The organism is Cypionkella psychrotolerans (assembly GCF_001294535.1).
In the GTDB taxonomy this organism is placed as follows: Bacteria; Pseudomonadota; Alphaproteobacteria; order Rhodobacterales; family Rhodobacteraceae; genus Cypionkella; species Cypionkella psychrotolerans.
This window is the reverse complement of the sequence record NZ_LGIC01000056.1, coordinates 1-16923: the sequence shown is the minus strand read 5'-3', so window position 1 is coordinate 16923 and position 16923 is coordinate 1. Positions and strand designations below refer to the sequence as shown.

Sequence of the window (16923 nt, the reverse complement as noted above, 5' to 3'; positions counted from 1 at the left end):
GGTCGTGCCTGACGATGAACTTTCACGCGGGGCTTTGCACTGCTTCAGGTTGGTGTTTCGACACCCGACCAGAGTTCTTTTCGCCCGGCAGACGGTTCTCAGGCGCCAATGGTTCCATGCGCACCTGCGTGCCAGCGACCCCCTCGACGATCCTGCGTGCGTCCTGCAACCGGCCGATCCCTGCCATCGTGCCACCCGCCCGCACGAAATCGCAGGCAGCGGTGATTTTCGGGCCCATCGAGCCTGTGGCAAACGTCATCGCGTCCAGTGCATCCGGCGTGATGCTGCCAATTGCGGCCTGATCCGGCCCGCCCCAATCGCGGAACACCGCCTCGACATCGGTCAGCATCAAAAGCACGTCAGCATCCAAAGCCTGCGCCAGTAAGGCCGAGGTGCGGTCCTTGTCGATCACCGCCTCGACGCCCTCCATGTTGCCGTCTGCACCACGCACCACCGGGATGCCGCCACCGCCTGCGCAGATCACGCAGACCCCCGCCTCGACCAGCAGACGGATCGGCCGGATGCCCAGAATGGCGACGGGTAGCGGCGATGGCACGACACGGCGCAAGCCGCCCTTGGAGTCCTCGACCATCGACCAGCGGTGTTCGGCGCGGATCAGCTTGCCGTCTTCGGCGGTATAGACCGGGCCGATGGGTTTCGTGGGCTGGTCAAAGGCGGGGTCCGCTGGGTCCACCTCCACCCGCGTCAGCAGCGTGGCGCACTCGGTGCCGTTGGGCAGCGCGTTCATCAGTTCCTGCTCGATCAGATAGCCGATCATGCCCTCCGTCTCGGCCCCCAAAATATCCAGCGGCCAAAGCGTCTCCGGCGCGTAGGCCGCAGCCTGCAAGGCCATCAGCCCCACTTGCGGACCGTTGCCATGCGCCACGATGATCTGATGATCGCGCGCCAGATCAGCCAGCGCGGCAGCGGCGATACGCACATTTGTGTGCTGCGCCTCTGCCGTCATCGGCTCGCCGCGCTTCAGAAGGGCATTGCCGCCAAGGGCCACGACGATACGCATCATGCGGACCCGATGGTGGCGACAAGAACCGCCTTGATCGAATGCAGCCGGTTCTCCGCCTGATCGAACACGACAGAGGCGGGGGATTCAAACACCTCGTCCGTCACCTCCATGCAATCGATGCCATAGGTCTGAGAGATCTTTTCACCGGTCTTGGTGTCGCGGTTGTGGAAGGCTGGCAGACAATGCAGGAATTTGGTATGCGGATTGCCCGTCAGGTCCATCACGGCTTGCGTTACGGTAAAGGGGGACAGCAGTGCAATGCGCTCTGCCCAGACTTCCTCCGGCTCGCCCATCGACACCCAGACGTCGGTATAGATGAAGTCACAGCCCTCCATCCCCTCGGCCAGCTTTTCTGTTTGCGTGATCCGTGCGCCGCTTGATTCAGCCAGCTTGCGGCATTTATCCACCAGCACCGTGTCCGGCCACAGGCTTTGCGGGCCGCAAAGCCGGACATCCATGCCGATCAGGGCCGCACCCACCATCAAGGAGGTTCCCGTGTTGCTTCCCGTATCACCGACGAAACAGAACGCTATGTCCGACAGATGCTTGTGGGTATATTCGCGCATCGTCATCAGATCGGCGAGGATCTGCGTCGGGTGAAACTCGTCTGTCAGGCCGTTGTAGACTGGCACCCCGGCGAACTGCGCCAGAATTTCCGCATCCGCCTGGCCAAAACCCCGGTATTCGATCGCATCGTAGAACCGGCCCAGAACGCGGGCGGTGTCCTTCATCGTCTCCTTGGTGCCGATATGGCTACCTGACGGGCCGAGATAGGTGACATGCGCGCCCTGATCGAAGGCGGCCACCTCAAACGCGCTGCGGGTACGGGTGCTGTCCTTTTCAAAGATCAGCGCGATGTTCTTGCCCTTGAGAAGCTGCTTTTCTGTGCCGGTGACTTTGGCCTCTTTCAGGCTGGCCCCAAGGCGGAGCAAAAAGCGCAATTCCTCGGGCGAAAAGTCCAGCAGTTTCAGAAAACTGCGGCCGTGCAGGTTTTGCGGCATGGGTTCGTCCTTTCAGAAATGGGAGTCAGAGCGCGTCGCGGATCAAGGGGCAGGACATGCAATGCGACCCGCCCCGCCCGCGACCCAGTTCGGCACCGGAAATGGTGATGACCTCAACCCCCGCCTTGCGCAGAAGCGTGTTGGAATGTTCGTTGCGTTCGTAGCCCACCACGACGCCGGGGCTGATGCACAAGAGGTTGTTGGCGTCATCCCATTGCTCGCGCTGCGACTCGTAGGCGTCCCCGCCTGTCGGGACGGTGCGCAGTTTCGTGAGGCCAAGCGCGCCTGCCACCACTTCTAGGAATGGCGCGGTTTCGGTGGTCACAGTGACCCCACCCTTGTCACCGGGCCGCAGAGAGTAGGTCTGAATCGCGTCGGCAACCTCTGCAAAGACTGTCACAAGATCGCGGTCGCAAAAGGTGAAAACGGTGTCGAGGTGCATCGACGAACGGGCGCGCGGAAACTGGCAGGCGATCACCCGCTCCGCCCCGCCGCCCGCGAACAGCGCACGCGCCACCTGGCCCACCGCCTGCGGCGTGGTGCGCTCGCCCATGCCGATCAGCACGGTTGCATTGCCGATGGGCATCACGTCGCCGCCCTCCAGCGTGGCCAGCCCGTGATCCACCATTGGATCACCGAACCAGATCGGGAAACCGGCGTCAGCGAAATCAGGGTGAAACTTGTAGATCGCGGCAAGGTTCAGCGTCTCGAGTCGCCTTGCAGGCCAGAACATCGGGTTCAACGTCACACCGCCGTAGATCCAGCAGGAACTGTCGCGTGTGAAGATCGTGTTTGGCATCGGCGGCAGGAAGAAATCTTCGCTCCGCAGCATCGGCGCCACGACGCCCGCCATCGGGATGGGCAGTTCCGCGCGGCTCATCCCGCCGATCAGAATATGGGTCAGCGCATTGGCAGGCATCTCCATCAGACAGGCGTGCAAATCGGCGGCCAGACCCACCCCCACCGAATTGTCATTTATCCGGGCATCCAGCAGCCAGCGACGCGCCTCGGGGTTGGCGACAACCACCTCCAGCATCTCGCGCAGCAGCACCACATCGACGCCGCGTTCCCGGAGCACATCGACAAAAGCCATGTGGTCGATCCGCGCCTGTTTGACCCAGAGCACATCGTCGAACAGCAGGCTTTCGGCGTTTTCGGGCGTCAGCCGCGCCATCTCCGATCCGGGCCGGTGAACCATGACGCGGCGCAACACACCCGCCTCGGAATGAACGCCATAGGTCAGAGTCATGTCGGGGTGCCTTCCAGCATTGTGGCCAGGGCAAGCGCTGCCATGACGATAAGGGTCAGAGCCACAAGAAGTGGCCAGACAAAACGCAGCCAGCGTTCATAAGGCACCCGGCCAATCGCCAGTCCCCCCATCACCACTGCCGATGTGGGGGTGATCAGATTGACCATGCCGCTGGCGGTGGCAAAGGCGGTGACGACCAGTTCACGCTTCACGCCAGCGAAATCTGCCACCGGTGCAAGGATCGGCATCGAAAGAACAGCCAGTCCCGAGGTCGATGGCACGAAGAACGAAAGCCCAACCTCGATCCAGTAGATCACGAGGATGAAGGCGGTCTCGGGCAGGTCCGCCACGCTGGTTTCGGCCGCGTGCAGGATGGTGTCGGTGATCATCCCTGCGTCCATGATCACCACGATGCCGCGTGCAAGGCCGATGATCAGTGCCACGCCCAGCAGATCGCGCGCGCCATTGACGAAACTCTCGACCAGCTTGCCCTCGCCCAACCGGGCGACGATGCCAATCAGGATCGCAGCGGCAAGGAACAGGCCGCTCATCTCGGCCATCCACCAGCCGCCAATGGAAACGCCCCAGATCATCACGCCAAAGGTCAGCGCGAACAGGATCAGGACGATCTTGTGCAATCCGGTAAAGTCAGCCGCCTCGGCAGGGGTCTCGGCCAGAAAATGCGCCTCGTTCGCGTCCTTCTTGTCGTACACCAGCGATTTCGTCGGGTCAGCCCGCACCCGCGCCGCGTAGCGCATCACGAAAGCCACCGTGACCACCCAGCACAGGCCCAGGATGATCAGTCGCAGCACCAACCCATCAGCAAAGGTCACCCCCGCCGCGTCCGACGCAATGACGGTCGAAAAGGCGTTGATGGTCGATCCCAGAACGCCGACCCCGGCCCCCAACAGGATCACCGCGACCGCCGTCAGGGCGTCATATTTGGCGGCGATCATCACCGGGATCAGCAGGACATAAAAAGCCAGCGTCTCTTCGGCCATGCCATAAGTCGTGCCACCAGCGGCAAACAGCGCCATCAAGAACGGGATCATCCAATTCTCGCGCCCCTTCAGGCGCACCATCGCCCGTGCGATCCCCGCATCGATGGCCCCTGTCGCGGTCACCACCCCGATGAACCCGCCGATGATCAACACGAACAGCGACACGTCGATCGCCCGGGCGACGTATTCGACGGGGTCGTAAAAGCCCGCAATGGGGGCGAGGATGACGTCGAAAAATCCCTGCGGGTTTGCCTCCGTCGCCGCATAGCTGCCCGCCACAGGGACATCCTTGCCAAGGGCCTCGGAGGCCACGCGCTCGTACTGCCCGGCAGGGATGATCCAGGTCAGAATTGCGACCAGAACGATCAGTGCAAACAGGATGGTAAAGGCGGACGGGAAGCGGAACCCAGGCTTCTCGCCCGGCTTTTCGTTGGATGGCATGAGGTTCCTCCCTGACGTTCTTCGCTTGGTCAGGCTAGCCGATTTGGGACGGCGACATGCTGACACAGATCAGGGGAGGATGTGGACGGCCTGAACCTCAATGGAGCATTATCGTCCCGCCATCGCTCCTGAAGCGATTTCGATGATCTCGGCGGTAATTGCCTCTTGCCGCACCCTGCGGGCCAAGGCTTCCAGAACACCCAACTCATCTTCGATCTGGCGGGACGCAGCGGACATGGCGGCCATACGCGCTTCGTTCTCGGACACAAAGGCGTGGAGTGCTGCGCGGGTCAACCTTGCGTGAAGCTGATCAAGCCCGAGAGCTGCAGCAAGGTCATCAGCGGGCAGATTGGTGAGGGGGGCGGACTGCGTAACCGGGCATGTCGCGGGCGGCAGAGGAAACAGCACGCTGCGTTCTACGGACGCCTGCCCACGGTTCCAGATCGTATGAACCACAGAAATCGCCCTCAGATCGCTGTCTGCGAACAAGGCTGACAGCACGCGGTCGGCGAACTTCGGCAGGCTGGCAGAGCGGGACGGCATTGCCGCCGACCATGCCGGTTCAATCCCGCGCGCTGCAGCAATCGCCAACCCCCGGCTGCCGATCAGGAACAGGTCGGTCTCTACGGGGATTGCGCCGACGGCGTCCAATACGCGCTCTGAGAACCCGCCAACGAACCCCTGCTCGGCGCAGAACACCACAAGCGCCGGACGCGCCGCCAGATCTGCTCCTTCCGACGTCACAGCCGCCAAGCCCTGCGACAGAGCCGCGTCCAGAACAGCGGCATAGCTCTCAACCGCCGCGATCTGGGTGCGGGCGGTGCGGGCGCGGGCACCAGCGATCCCGGTCATCGCGCGCACGACGCTGCCCAATTGGCGGATGCCGTCGATCCGGGCAGACAGGTCGACGTCAGACATCGGAGCTGCCCAGCGATGCGGCCATCTTGAGCAGGGTGGCGAGGAGCGCCTGACGATCCGCCTTGTCCAGTTCGCCTGTTGTCTGGACCTTGCGCAGCGTTTCGGCGGCCCCGGTTTTCAGCGCATCGGCAAGATCGGTGCGGAACTTTGCGACCTGATCAGGCGCAAGTGCATCCAGCAGCCCCTCTTGCACCGCCAGCACCAGCGCCACTTCTTCCGCAAGCCGCATCGGCGCGTGTTGGTTCTGACGCAGCACCGCGCGCAGCCGCGCACCGCGCGTCAGTTGCGCCTGCACCCGTGGCTCGGTGGTGCCACCGAAGCGGGTGAAGACCTCCATCTCCAGAAACTGCGCATAATCGAGCCGCAGGGATTTCGCGGCATCCCGCAGGGCGGGCGCCTGCGTCTTGCCGCCGACCCGGCTGACCGATACGCCCACATCCACGGCGGGTTTCTGCCCCTCCTGGAACAGTCGCGCGTCCAGCACGATCTGGCCGTCGGTGATCGAAATCAGGTTGGTCGGGATATAGGCCGACAGGTTGCCGGCCTCGGTCTGGGCAATCGGCAAGGCGGTCAGCGACCCGGCCCCCTTGGCCTGAGACAGTTTAGCCGCACGTTCCAAGAGGCGAGCGTGCACATAGAACACATCGCCCGGATAGGCCTCTCGCCCCGGCGACTGCCGGGTCAGCAGGGCAATCTCGCGGTGGGTGGCGGCGTGCTTGGTCAGGTCGTCGATCACGATCAGGGCATGCTGGCCCTTGTCGCGGAAGTGTTCAGCCATGGTCATGCCGGCAAAGGGAGCGATCCATTGCAGGCCGGGTGGGGTAGCGGGCCCGGCAACTACCACGATGCAACGATCAAAGGCGGCATGGGTCTGCAAGGCATCCACAGCACGGCGCACGGCGGAGGTCTTTTGCCCCACCGCGACATAGATGCAGAACATGTCGGTGTCGCGCTGCGCGATGATCGTGTCGATGGCCAGCGTGGTCTTGCCTGTGGCGGGATCGCCGATGATCAACTCGCGCTGACCACGGCCAAGCGCGAACAGCGTATCGACCACCAGCACCCCGGTCTGCACCGGATTGACCACGAGATCACGATCAATGATGGCGGGAGCCTCACGCTCAATCGGCAGGGTTACCTCGGCGGTGATCGGTCCCTTGCCATCCAGCGGGCGCCCGAGCGGATCGACGATGCGCCCCAGAAAGCCGGCCCCCACCGGCACACGCACCACATCGCCGGTGCCGTGGACGGCGTCCCCCGCTTGCAGGGCGTGGGCGGCATCCAGCAGCACGCAGCCGATCCGGTCAGGTTCCAGCACCTGGGCAAAGCCGAAAACACCGGCTTCAAAGCGCAGCAACTCGTCCAGCCGCACGTGTGGAAGGCCCGAAATCATCGCCACGCCGTCTGCAATCTCCTCGACCCGGCCCCGGTGTTCGGCGAAGGGTCCCAGGGCGGTGGACTCGACGCACGCGGCGGCGTCCTTCAGCCAGATAGCATCATCCGGCATCGGATAAATCGCCCTTTTTCGCAAGGGCTGCAGCTATCCGATCCAGATCGGCACGCCACGAATTGCGCAAGGAGAAATGCGCAGAGTGAATCTCATGCCCCGCGATCAGTGCAGGATCGGATCGGAAGGTAAGTGCTGCCGAAGCACCAAGGGCGTCCGCAATTGCTTTGGCAATCCGGTCCTGCGCAGTGCTGTCCTGATTGGCGGCACTGACGACCTCCAGTTCCACGCCCGCCAGCGCGGTTCGCTCGACGTCGGTCAGTGCCCCAAGGCCCTTCACCAGCCAGTTCAAAAACGCCGCATCCGTCGCAGGGCCATCAAGCCGCGCCATAAGCTTACCGGCGATGGTCAGCGCGAGGCCCTGTGCCTCATCCATCGCGTTCGCCTTCAAGGTCCCGGCCGCGAGGACGCGGGCGGCCTTGGCGGTATCGCGCAAGGTTTCCACTTCGGCCTGCGCCGCGGACAACAGGGTATCGCGGGTAGCGTCAGAGTCTGTGCGGGCCGTGGCCAGCATCGCCTCACGTTCGGCCGCAAGCGCAGCCAGCTTGTTGGCAGCCTCGGCCAGCGCAGCCTCGGCCTCGGACCGCTTGACCCCGGCCTCCTCTAGCATGCTCGCCGCAGTCGCCTGACGCGTCGTGATCATCGCTGACACCGGTTTCCAGAAGAACCGGTGGAGCAGCCAGACCAGAACGAGGACATTTACCGCCTGAAAGCCAAGGGTCCAGAAGTCGAAGGTCATGGCATCATCGGGTTGGCGAACAGCAACAAAAGCGCGATGACAAGGCAGTAGATCGCCGTCGTCTCGATCATCGCCAGCCCGACGAACAGCGTGCGCGAGATGGTATTGGCCGCTTCAGGTTGCCGCGCGATGGCGTCCATCGCAGCGGCCACCGCGCGTCCTTCGGCCAAGGCTGGGCCAAGGGCGCCGAAGGACACGGCAAAGGCGGCGCAGATGATGCTGATCAGGGGGACATAATCCATTCAGGTTTCCTCTATTTTGGGGTCGGTTTGCGGTTTGCCCTTTTCGACGGCAGAGGTGATGAACACCATCGACAGCACGGCAAAGATGTAGGCCTGCACCGCACCCGTCAGCAGATCGAGCGCCATCAGCGGGATCGGCACCAGCAGGGCGGCCAATGATCCGACGATGGCGATCACGAAGACCCCGCTCATCACATTGCCGAACAGGCGCACGAACATCGAAAAGCTGCGGGTGACGCTTTCGAGGATGTTGAGGGGGATCATCACCGGGTTGGGCCGCGCAAAGCCGCGCAGAAAACCGCCCACGCCGCCGCCCCGAATACCGAACCAGATGATCGACAGGAACACGATGGCAGCAAGGGCGGCAGGCGTTTCCATCGTGGCGGTTGGCGGTGTGACGCCGGGGATCAGCGACGACCAGTTGGCAATCAGGATGAAGAGGAACAACGTGCCGACAAAAGCGCGGTAGGGGGCCGGGGCGGCCCCGGTCACGTCTCGGATCTGTTGATCAACTGTGGCGACCAGCAGTTCCGCCGCGGCCTGCGCCCTTGATGGCACCTGGCTCAGGCGACGGGTCAGCAGGGCAGCACCCAGCACCAGCACTGCCATGATCGCCCATGTCACCACGACCGAGGCCATGATCGGCACGCGCAGCCAGTCTGGTCCCAGTATGAACAGCGGCACGGATTGCAGCGGGCTGTCCATCACGCGGTCGTCCGCATCATGGCAAAGCGTCCGATCAGCAACCCTATCGCCGCAGCCAGCAACGGCCCCGCTCCCTGCATCGCCGCGATGATCAAGACGCCGCCAAGCCCCGCCATCCGCAACAGCACCAGCGCCACTCCGAACAGCGGACCACCCCGCCGCCCCGACAGCATCAGATCGGCGCTGTGCCGCACCATGCGGAAATAGATCAGGCCTATCAGAACGCCGCCCGTCAGCCACAGTGCGAGGATCAAGGGATCGCTCATGCGCTGCCCATCCACCGCCAGGCGAACCAACCGCCAAGCCCCAGCCCGACCATCAGCAGGGGTGCCGTCCAGAACAGCCCCGTGTCGAAGCGCCCGTCCAGCCAGCGACCGAGCGCGATACCGCCCAGCATCGGGGCCACAATGATCCAGCCCAACACGCCGATCTGCGCCAGTCGCCGCCCCACCGATGCCTCACCGTCGCGGTCCCAAGCCGCGCGCCGGGCCTGATGGCTGCGCACCTCGCGGATCAGGGGATCGCGGTCTTCGGATTTGGTGTCCTCCGGCTCGGTCATACGCCCGCCCCCCGCGATTTCGGTTGCAACCGGGCCAGCATCTGCCGCATCGCGCTCAGATGCAGACGAGTGGTTTCCACATGCTCGACCCGCTCTTCATCCATTTCTGCGCGGAACCGGGCCAGAACTTCCCGATCCAGCGTTGCCAGATCGTCGCCGATCACCGCTTCACGGGTGGCGATCGCGATATGGCCTGCGCGCACTGTCAGCGCGCCACCCCGCACCGCACAGTACCGGGCGTCCCCCTCGGCGGTCGTCCAACTGACGACCGACACCGCAAGCCGGGTCAGAAAATCGGCGTGCTCCGGCAGGATGCCGAAACTGCCGCTGGCATCCACCGCGCGCAGATCCGTGGCCGGCTGATCGACAACAACCGAGAGCGGCGTGATGATCCGCAGGGGCATGGTCCGGATCATGCTCTGGGTCATGCGGCGGCCTGCTCTTTGGCGCGGGCATCGGCAATCGAGCCCACCATGTAAAGCGAGGCTTCCGCCCACGCATCCGCGTCACCGTCCAGAATGGCCCGGCATCCGGCCAGCGTGTCGGCACGGGAAACCGACTGTCCGGGGGTGCCGGTAAAGGCCTCGGTCACCGCGAAAGGCTGGCTCAGAAACCGCTGCAGACGCCGGGCACGGGTGACAATGCGCTTGTCGGCGATGCCCAGCTCGTCAACGCCAAGAAGAGAAATGATGTCCTGCAACTCGGCAAACCGAGCCAGCATCTCGCGCACTTCGCTGGCGATCCTGTAGTGCTCATCGCCCACAACACCCGGGTCAAGCAGGGTGGACGACGATGCGAGCGGATCAATCGCCGGATAGAACCCTTGCCCTGCCAGGGCACGGCTCAGAACGATCACACAGTCCATATGGCCCGAAATCGTGGTCACCGCCGGGTCGGTAAAATCGTCGGCAGGCACATAAACCGCCTGAATAGAAGTCACTGCCGCCCCCGCGACCGAGGCAATGCGTTCCTGCAACCGCGCCACTTCGGTCGCCAGCGTCGGCTGATAGCCAACCCGCGACGGCAACCGCCCCAGCAGGCTGGACACCTCGGCCCCCGCCTGAACAAAGCGGAAGACATTATCCATCAACAGCAGGACGTTCTGGTGTTTCGTGTCACGAAAATATTCCGAGATGGTCAAGGCGGTTAGCGGTGCCCGCCACCGCGCCCCCGGTGGTTCGTTCATCTGGCCATAGACCAGCACCGTGCGGGGCAAAACGCCGGAATCCGACATCTCGGTCAGCATCTCATGCCCCTCGCGCGACCGCTCGCCAATGCCTGCGAACACCGAGATGCCTTCATATTTTTCGACCATGGCATGGATCAATTCCATCACCAGAACCGTCTTTCCCACGCCTGCGCCACCGAACATCGCGGCTTTGCCGCCCTGTGCCATCGGGGTCAGCAGGTCGATCACCTTGATGCCGGTCTCGAACACCTCGGTCGTCGTGCTTTGGGCTGCCAGCGGCGGTGGGGCAGCATGGATAGACCGGCGCGGTGTGTTGTCCGGCAGCGGCGCACCGAGGTCGCGCACGCCCCCCGTCACATCCAGCAGCCGCCCCAGCACCGCAGACCCCACCGGCACGGTGATCGGTGTCCCGGTCGCGCGCACCGGCACGCCGCGCGACAAACCCGCCGTTGCCTGAAGAGCGACCGCACGCAGCGTGGTGAGGTCAAGGTGCCCTTGGACTTCCAGCACCAAGGGTTCCGGGCGGTCCCATTCGACAATCAGCGCCTCATTCAACGCAGGCAAGGCGCCTGCATCAAAGCGCACATCAATCACCGCGCCGCGCACGGCATGGACCCGCCCTGCGGGTTGCGCATCGGGCATTGGGTCTCCTTTCGGGAAATGCTGTGCACTGCTCGCATAGCGAAAAACCAAAACCTAGACCGCCTGATAGGCCCGTGCACTGATGTGCATCATGCTAAAGGTCATTGATTGGCGGCAGTTTCAAAACGCAAACCATGCCTCACTTTTCCCGCTCGTGTTGCCACCAAACTGGACGTTCTGCGCTTCAGGACGGTGAAGGCGCGTGGTGACGCTGATGCACATCAGGGCGAAAGCAACGCTGCCATGGGAAGCTGATGCTTTTGGCGTGGCCACGCCGATCTACCGAAAGCACCCATGGATCATCCCGCTGACACTGCCCCGATCAAACAGGGTCTGACCCCGACTGAGGCTGCCACGCGGCTTGCCGCAGAAGGCTTCAACGAACTGCCACGCGGACGACGACGATCAGCGCTGCGCATCGTCTTCGATGTGCTGCGCGAGCCGATGCTGGCTTTGCTCTTGGCGGGCGGCGTGGTGTACTTTTTGCTCGGCAACCATCAGGAGGCGGTGATCCTGCTGATCTTTGCCTCACTCTCGGTCGGCATCACCGTGGTGCAAGAAGCCCGCACGGAAAAGGTTCTGGACGCGCTGCGCGACCTTACCAGTCCGCGCGCGTTGGTGATCCGTGGGGGCAAAAGGATACGCATCGCGGGGCGGGAAGTCGCGCGGGGCGACGTGATCGTTCTGTCGGAAGGCGACCGGGTTCCGGCGGATGCGGTGTTGATTTCGGCAAAGGACCTGTCGGCCGACGAGTCTCTGCTCACAGGCGAGGCAGTTCCGGTGCGCAAGACGCCAGGTCCTGCGACCGACACTCGACCCGGTGGCGAAGATCAACCGATGGTCTATTCCGGAAGCCTGATCGTGCGCGGCACGGCCCTGGCAACCGTCACCGCCACCGGCACCGCTTCCGAGATCGGCCGCATCGGCACCTCGCTGGGCAAGCTGGAGATAGAGACACCGCACCTGCAACGGCAAATGCGCAAGCTGGTGATCGTCTTTGCGCTCGTGGGCGCGGCCGTCAGCCTTGCCGTCGTGGTGCTGTACGGGATGTTGCGTGGTGGCTGGCTGGAAGGCGTGCTGGCTGGGATCGCCGTCGGCATGTCGATGCTGCCGGAAGAATTCCCGATGGTCTTGGCCGTGTTCATGGCCATGGGAGCGTGGCGAATCTCGAAGGTGCGGGTGCTGACGCGGCGGGCCTCGGCCATCGAGACTTTGGGGGCGGCCAGTGTGCTCTGCACTGACAAGACAGGGACACTGACCGAAAACCGTATGACGATTGCAGAATTGCGCCTGCCCGATGGTACGGCGGCCAAAGCCGGGGCCGCGCTGCCGCAAGGGTTTCGGGAACTGGCGGCGGCGGGTGTGATGGCCTCGGCCCCCGAACCGTTCGACCCGATGGAAAAGGCGTTTCATGCACTGGCAAAGACCGATCTGAGGGCGGGCGAAACCTTGCCAGGCGCGGGGCGGCAACTTGCCCGCAGCTATGCTTTGTCGCCCGATTTGCTGGCGATGTCGCAGGTCTGGGAGGCACCGGGTGGGAAAAAGCCGAACGGGGGCTGGCAGGTCGCGGCAAAAGGCGCCCCGGAGGCGGTTGCCGAATTGTGCAAACTGGACGCTGATGCCCGCAAGGCACTGACGGCGCAGGTCGATCAGATGGCCGGGGCAGGTCTGCGGGTGCTGGCCGTAGCCGAAGCCGCCTTCAACGGCTCTGCGCTGCCCGAAAGCCAGCGTGAGTTCTCCTTTCGCCTGTTAGGTCTTGTGGGGCTGAATGACCCTTTGCGCGCCTCAGTGCCCGAAGCGGTCGCACAATGCCGCAGTGCCGGGATCAGGGTGATCATGATCACAGGCGACTATCCGGCCACGGCTCAGGCGATTGCGTCTGAGGCGGGTTTGCAAGGCACCCGCGTGATCACCGGGCCGGAGCTTGCGGAACTGACGGACGAAGGCCTTGCCAACGCCGTCAAGGACGTCACCATCTTTGCCCGCATTATGCCCGAACAGAAACTGCGCATCGTGGCAGCGCTCAAGTCAGCAGGCGCTGTCGTGGCGATGACCGGCGACGGGGTAAACGATGCGCCCTCGTTGAAGGCTGCCGATATTGGCGTGGCGATGGGCGAACGCGGCACCGATGTGGCGCGCGAGGCGGCCAGCATTGTGCTTTTGGACGACGACTTCGGGTCCATCGTCTCCACCGTTCGGTTGGGCCGACGGATCTACGACAACCTGCGCAAGGCGATGAGCTTCATTCTGGCGGTGCACGTCCCCATCGCGGGGCTGGCGTTGATGCCCTTGCTGTTCGGGATGCCGATCCTGTTTGGCCCGGTGCACATCGCCTTTCTGGAGATGGTGATCGACCCGGTCTGTTCCCTCGTCTTCGAGGCGGAAACCGAAGAAGACGGCATCATGTCCCGCCCGCCGCGCCCGCCTACCGAGCCACTGTTCTCTGGCCCCACGATCTTCTGGAGCCTCACGCAAGGTCTGCTGGTCCTGGGTGTTACCGCCGCGATCTTTGCGCTGGCCCCGGGTTACGGGCTGTCCATCGATCAGGTGCGGGGCATGACCTTTGCAGCATTGGTGTTCGGCATCGTGGCGCTGATCCTGGTGGACCGGTCGCGATCCGCCTCGATCCTGACCGCGATCAGCCGGCCAAACCGTGCGTTGGCTATCGTGCTGCCCCTCGTCGGCAGCTTGCTGGCGGTAACGCTGTTCTGGCAGCCCGCGCGCGATCTCTTTGGCTTTGCGGCACTGGAACCGGCGTTCTTGGCCGTGCCGCCGTTGGCAGGGCTAGCGGTGCTGGTGACACTTGAACTGCTGAAGCCGATCTGGCGGTGGGCACAGCGAGGGGCCGCGACGGCAACGACGACTGCTGCCGCCGCGTGACAGAAGCAGACCAACCTTCGTCAGTGCATAATTCCGAAGACGGACGCACCCTGCGTTAGCGGAGCTGGCTGACAAACCCGTCTGCCTTCCGATTTATCAAATAGGATGCTGCAATGAAGGGTTATCTGGCCGATGTCGAACATCTGCCCGAAGAAAACTCCAACTTTCGCAAGGTGCTTTACACCGGCAAACACCTGCAGCTCTTGCTGATGACGCTGAAACCCGGCGAAAGCTTCGGCAGCGAAACCCATGCGACGCATGATCAGTTCTTTCGCATCGAACAAGGCACAGGCGTGCTGGTGATCGACGGTGCGACACATGCATGCAAGAACGGGGACGGCATCATCGTGCCCGCCGGGGCGGTTCACAATCTGACGAATGCCGGGATCTTCCCCGGCCCTGTTTGTATGCGGGGGGGGGGGCGCAGCGCGGCACATTGCTAGCGTCAGAGCCGGATTTTTGGGAAGCCACCCCCCGTATAATCCATCCCAGGACCCTGAAATAGGAGCATAAAACAGCTTCTTATCCAGCAGACACCAAGGTAGATACCCTGGACTTCAGAAGCCAGCCGGATCCCGCTGGAGTCCACCCCACCTGAGTTAATCGCTGCGGAAGCAAGCGCACCCCACTTGGGACTGGCTGGTTCGAACCTTACCGATGGAACCAAACCGCTCCTGAGGTTATCTAGGCATGAGAACGGCCGAACCTATGCGGGCTCGAACGTCCGGCGGCTCCGCCGCTACGGCACGCGCAATTGCCAAAAGGTCCTGTCTGGCAGCGTGCAGTTTATCGATCAATGCGACTACCACCGCCAACGCAGCATCGTCCAGTTCAAGGTCTTCCGCCAGATTGCACAGCACCTGCATCCGCGCGACGTCGACCTGGCGGAAGATAAGAGCCGAGACGGCCCCGTCCTCCCGGCGCAGAGGAACGATGACCTCAGTCTCGATGAAGGAGACGAGACGTGTTCGAGTGAGACCAGGGACAGCGGCAATGACTTCATCTTCGGTCAGGTGTTCATTCATGACAGGGCCTCGTTCAGCATTTCCGCGCGCGGGTCATAGGTATGTGTTTCGCGCCATTCACTCAGAAAATCGCGCAATGCGTCGTCGATCACTGGCGGCGCCACGATCCGCAGTTCAACAAGCTGATCGCCAGCGGTCTTGCCATTCGGTCGAGCCACGCCGCGACCGCGCATGCGCAAGATGCGGCCGGAGTTGGTGCCCTTGGGAATGCTCAAGGTGACCGGCCCATCAATCGTGGGGGTGACTACCTTTGAACCCAGCACCGCCTCGTCGATGGTGATCGGCAGGGTCAGCAGTATGTCGTCTTGCTCGCGCCGAAACACGGGATGCGGGCGCACGGACAGCGCGATCAGGGCGTCTCCCGCCGGACCGCCGCCATAGCCCGGGCCACCCTCGCCGCGCAGACGCAAGGTCTGGCCGTCGTGTGCGCCTTGCGGGATCCTGACGGAAATCCCGCTACCGCCAGGCAAGGTGATGTGCATCTCGCCGCCGCGCGCGGCATCCATGAACGGCACCTCGAGCGCGTATTGCAAGTCGGGACCGGGGGCGACATAGGTCCCGTGGTCGCGCGGGTTGCCATAGCTGCCGCCCCGTGTCCGTTGGCGCAGGATCTCGGCAAAGATATCCGCCGGATCGCCCTGCGCTTCGAAACCACGCCCCTGCTGATAGGGACTTCCGGTCGACTCCGCGAAGTCGCGATAGTACTGGCGCTGTGGGCGCTCTGCACCTGCGGCATCGATTTCGCCTGCATCGAACCTTGCCCGTGTTTCGGTGTCCTTCAGTAGGTCGTAGGCGGCCGAAATCGCCTTGAACCGCGCCTCGGCGCCGGCATCATCGGGATGCAGATCCGGGTGGCTGGTGCGGACCAGTTTGCGGTAGGCCTTCTTGATTTCGTCCGACGTGGCGGACTTGGTCAGGCCAAGCGCGTCATAGGGATCTGTGGTCATGCTTCAAATTCCTGCCTGAGCTTCAACGGTTTCACCGTCCTGCGTCTGCATATGATAACAAGGCCAGTGAAGATCCGCATCAACGCAAGGTGGGAAGCCTGAGTGCCAGGTCTGACGAAGCCGCACCGCGGCACCCCGACCGGACCGACAGGCCGTTTTGGGCCGTGTGCGTCGATCATCCTGAAGTTGTGGCGGTCGCATTGCGACTGACGCGTCCTAGGCCTCTGGTCGTCTGGCGATGCACCATCGACGGTCCGCTGTGGGGAGGCCTCGCGGGTGAGGCGCGCCAAGGCGGCATTGCGAAGGGAGGCGCATCTGCGCCTCCGCCTGAGCCTTTTGTGAAACCGTGGGGGGGGTTATCCCCACGGGTCGATCTCGGCCTTATGGCGACGTCTTCATAAGGCCGAGTATGATCCCTTCGCGATTATGGCCCGTTGAGGGTCATCGTCTCGGTAAGCGGCTGAGATGCCGGGCTTTTCGCTCGGCACCCAGCCCTTGGCAGTGCGCATAATCACAGGCTTCACTTCGATCCTTCAAACAAAGGAGATCGAAGATGCGAACCAGACCATGCGCCCGCAAGCTGACGGACGACCCGGACAACCTGCTTGCCCCTGTATTTCCGGCTTATCGGCAAACCCTTATCGAAGGTCGATATGTGACAGCTATCCAAGGCCGCTACTTTGCGGCCGTTTTCCATTTTGGAGACTGGCTTCGATCTTCCGGAATCTGCATCCAAGACGTTCGGCATGAGCACGTCTGTGACTTTTTGGACAATCATTTGCCAGCTTGCACTTCAAAGCGACACACTCGCGGCGATCCAAAAAAATATCGGTCAGCGCTGCAGTTGCTTGAGC

18 protein-coding genes are annotated in these 16923 nt (G+C 63.2%); 3 read left to right on the top strand and 15 right to left on the bottom strand.

The features are described from left to right. Positions 1-22: 22 nt before the first annotated feature. The 13 genes from arcC to atpD all read right to left on the bottom strand — a co-directional run bounded on the left by arcC (position 23) and on the right by atpD (position 11217). Positions 23-1021: a carbamate kinase gene (gene arcC, locus AKV04_RS10890; protein WP_082351605.1), complete on the bottom strand. Its 999-nt coding sequence runs from the start codon at positions 1019-1021 to the stop codon at positions 23-25. Then, the gene (gene argF, locus AKV04_RS10885; RefSeq protein WP_054006462.1) at positions 1021-2025 is read right to left on the bottom strand and encodes an ornithine carbamoyltransferase; all 1005 of its coding nucleotides are present in this window, start codon (positions 2023-2025) and stop codon (positions 1021-1023) included. Before argF ends, arcC begins: the two co-directional genes overlap by 1 nt. 25 nt (positions 2026-2050) lie before the next feature. Further along, on the bottom strand, positions 2051-3274 hold the full coding sequence (locus tag AKV04_RS10880) for an arginine deiminase (protein WP_054006461.1): 1224 nt from the start codon (positions 3272-3274) through the stop codon (positions 2051-2053). After that, complete coding sequence (locus tag AKV04_RS10875; protein ID WP_054006460.1) at positions 3271-4716, bottom strand: YfcC family protein; 1446 nt, start codon at positions 4714-4716, stop codon at positions 3271-3273. Before AKV04_RS10875 ends, AKV04_RS10880 begins: the two co-directional genes overlap by 4 nt. A gap of 108 nt (positions 4717-4824) precedes the next feature. After that, entirely contained in the window at positions 4825-5634 is an 810-nt protein-coding gene (locus AKV04_RS10870; protein ID WP_054006459.1) for a F0F1 ATP synthase subunit gamma, read from the bottom strand. After that, positions 5627-7141: a F0F1 ATP synthase subunit alpha gene (locus AKV04_RS10865; protein WP_054006458.1), complete on the bottom strand. Its 1515-nt coding sequence runs from the start codon at positions 7139-7141 to the stop codon at positions 5627-5629. Before AKV04_RS10865 ends, AKV04_RS10870 begins: the two co-directional genes overlap by 8 nt. Continuing rightward, positions 7131-7880 carry a F0F1 ATP synthase subunit delta gene (locus AKV04_RS10860; protein WP_054006457.1) on the bottom strand — a complete coding sequence of 250 codons (750 nt, stop codon included), beginning with the start codon at positions 7878-7880 and terminating at the stop codon, positions 7131-7133. The genes AKV04_RS10865 and AKV04_RS10860 overlap by 11 nt, the downstream gene beginning before the upstream one ends. Next, positions 7877-8122: a F0F1 ATP synthase subunit C gene (locus tag AKV04_RS10855; RefSeq protein ID WP_054006456.1), complete on the bottom strand. Its 246-nt coding sequence runs from the start codon at positions 8120-8122 to the stop codon at positions 7877-7879. Before AKV04_RS10855 ends, AKV04_RS10860 begins: the two co-directional genes overlap by 4 nt. Then, positions 8123-8830, bottom strand: a complete 708-nt coding sequence (locus tag AKV04_RS10850) for a F0F1 ATP synthase subunit A (RefSeq protein WP_407638419.1) — start codon at positions 8828-8830, stop codon at positions 8123-8125. Continuing rightward, a complete protein-coding gene (locus AKV04_RS10845) occupies positions 8827-9093 on the bottom strand; it encodes an N-ATPase subunit AtpR (RefSeq protein WP_054006454.1) in 267 nt (88 codons plus the stop codon). The genes AKV04_RS10850 and AKV04_RS10845 overlap by 4 nt, the downstream gene beginning before the upstream one ends. Further along, positions 9090-9386, bottom strand: a complete 297-nt coding sequence (locus AKV04_RS10840) for an AtpZ/AtpI family protein (protein ID WP_054006453.1) — start codon at positions 9384-9386, stop codon at positions 9090-9092. Before AKV04_RS10840 ends, AKV04_RS10845 begins: the two co-directional genes overlap by 4 nt. After that, on the bottom strand, positions 9383-9814 hold the full coding sequence (locus AKV04_RS10835) for a F0F1 ATP synthase subunit epsilon (protein ID WP_235815606.1): 432 nt from the start codon (positions 9812-9814) through the stop codon (positions 9383-9385). Before AKV04_RS10835 ends, AKV04_RS10840 begins: the two co-directional genes overlap by 4 nt. After that, positions 9811-11217: a F0F1 ATP synthase subunit beta gene (gene atpD, locus AKV04_RS10830; RefSeq protein WP_054006452.1), complete on the bottom strand. Its 1407-nt coding sequence runs from the start codon at positions 11215-11217 to the stop codon at positions 9811-9813. Before atpD ends, AKV04_RS10835 begins: the two co-directional genes overlap by 4 nt. Before the next feature lie 294 nt (positions 11218-11511). On the opposite strand from atpD, the gene AKV04_RS10825 reads away from it, so the two are divergent. Then, positions 11512-14097 (top strand): cation-translocating P-type ATPase, encoded by a 2586-nt coding sequence (locus tag AKV04_RS10825; protein WP_054006451.1) that lies wholly within the window; start codon positions 11512-11514, stop codon positions 14095-14097. Between the two features lie 113 nt (positions 14098-14210). Further along, positions 14211-14540, top strand: coding sequence for a cupin domain-containing protein (locus AKV04_RS10820; RefSeq protein ID WP_054006450.1), 330 nt, complete (start codon positions 14211-14213; stop codon positions 14538-14540). A 237-nt stretch (positions 14541-14777) separates the two neighbouring features. Here AKV04_RS10820 and AKV04_RS10815 read toward each other — a convergent pair whose 3' ends face one another. Together AKV04_RS10815 and AKV04_RS10810 are read right to left on the bottom strand one after the other, a co-directional pair. Then, positions 14778-15122, bottom strand: coding sequence for a chaperone modulator CbpM (locus AKV04_RS10815; RefSeq protein ID WP_054006449.1), 345 nt, complete (start codon positions 15120-15122; stop codon positions 14778-14780). Continuing rightward, positions 15119-16069, bottom strand: a complete 951-nt coding sequence (locus tag AKV04_RS10810) for a DnaJ C-terminal domain-containing protein (RefSeq protein WP_054006448.1) — start codon at positions 16067-16069, stop codon at positions 15119-15121. Before AKV04_RS10810 ends, AKV04_RS10815 begins: the two co-directional genes overlap by 4 nt. Before the next feature lie 553 nt (positions 16070-16622). Here AKV04_RS10810 and AKV04_RS26780 point away from each other — a divergent pair. Beyond that, on the top strand, positions 16623-16923 hold a 301-nt coding region (locus AKV04_RS26780), incomplete at its 3' end, for a hypothetical protein (RefSeq protein WP_215905427.1).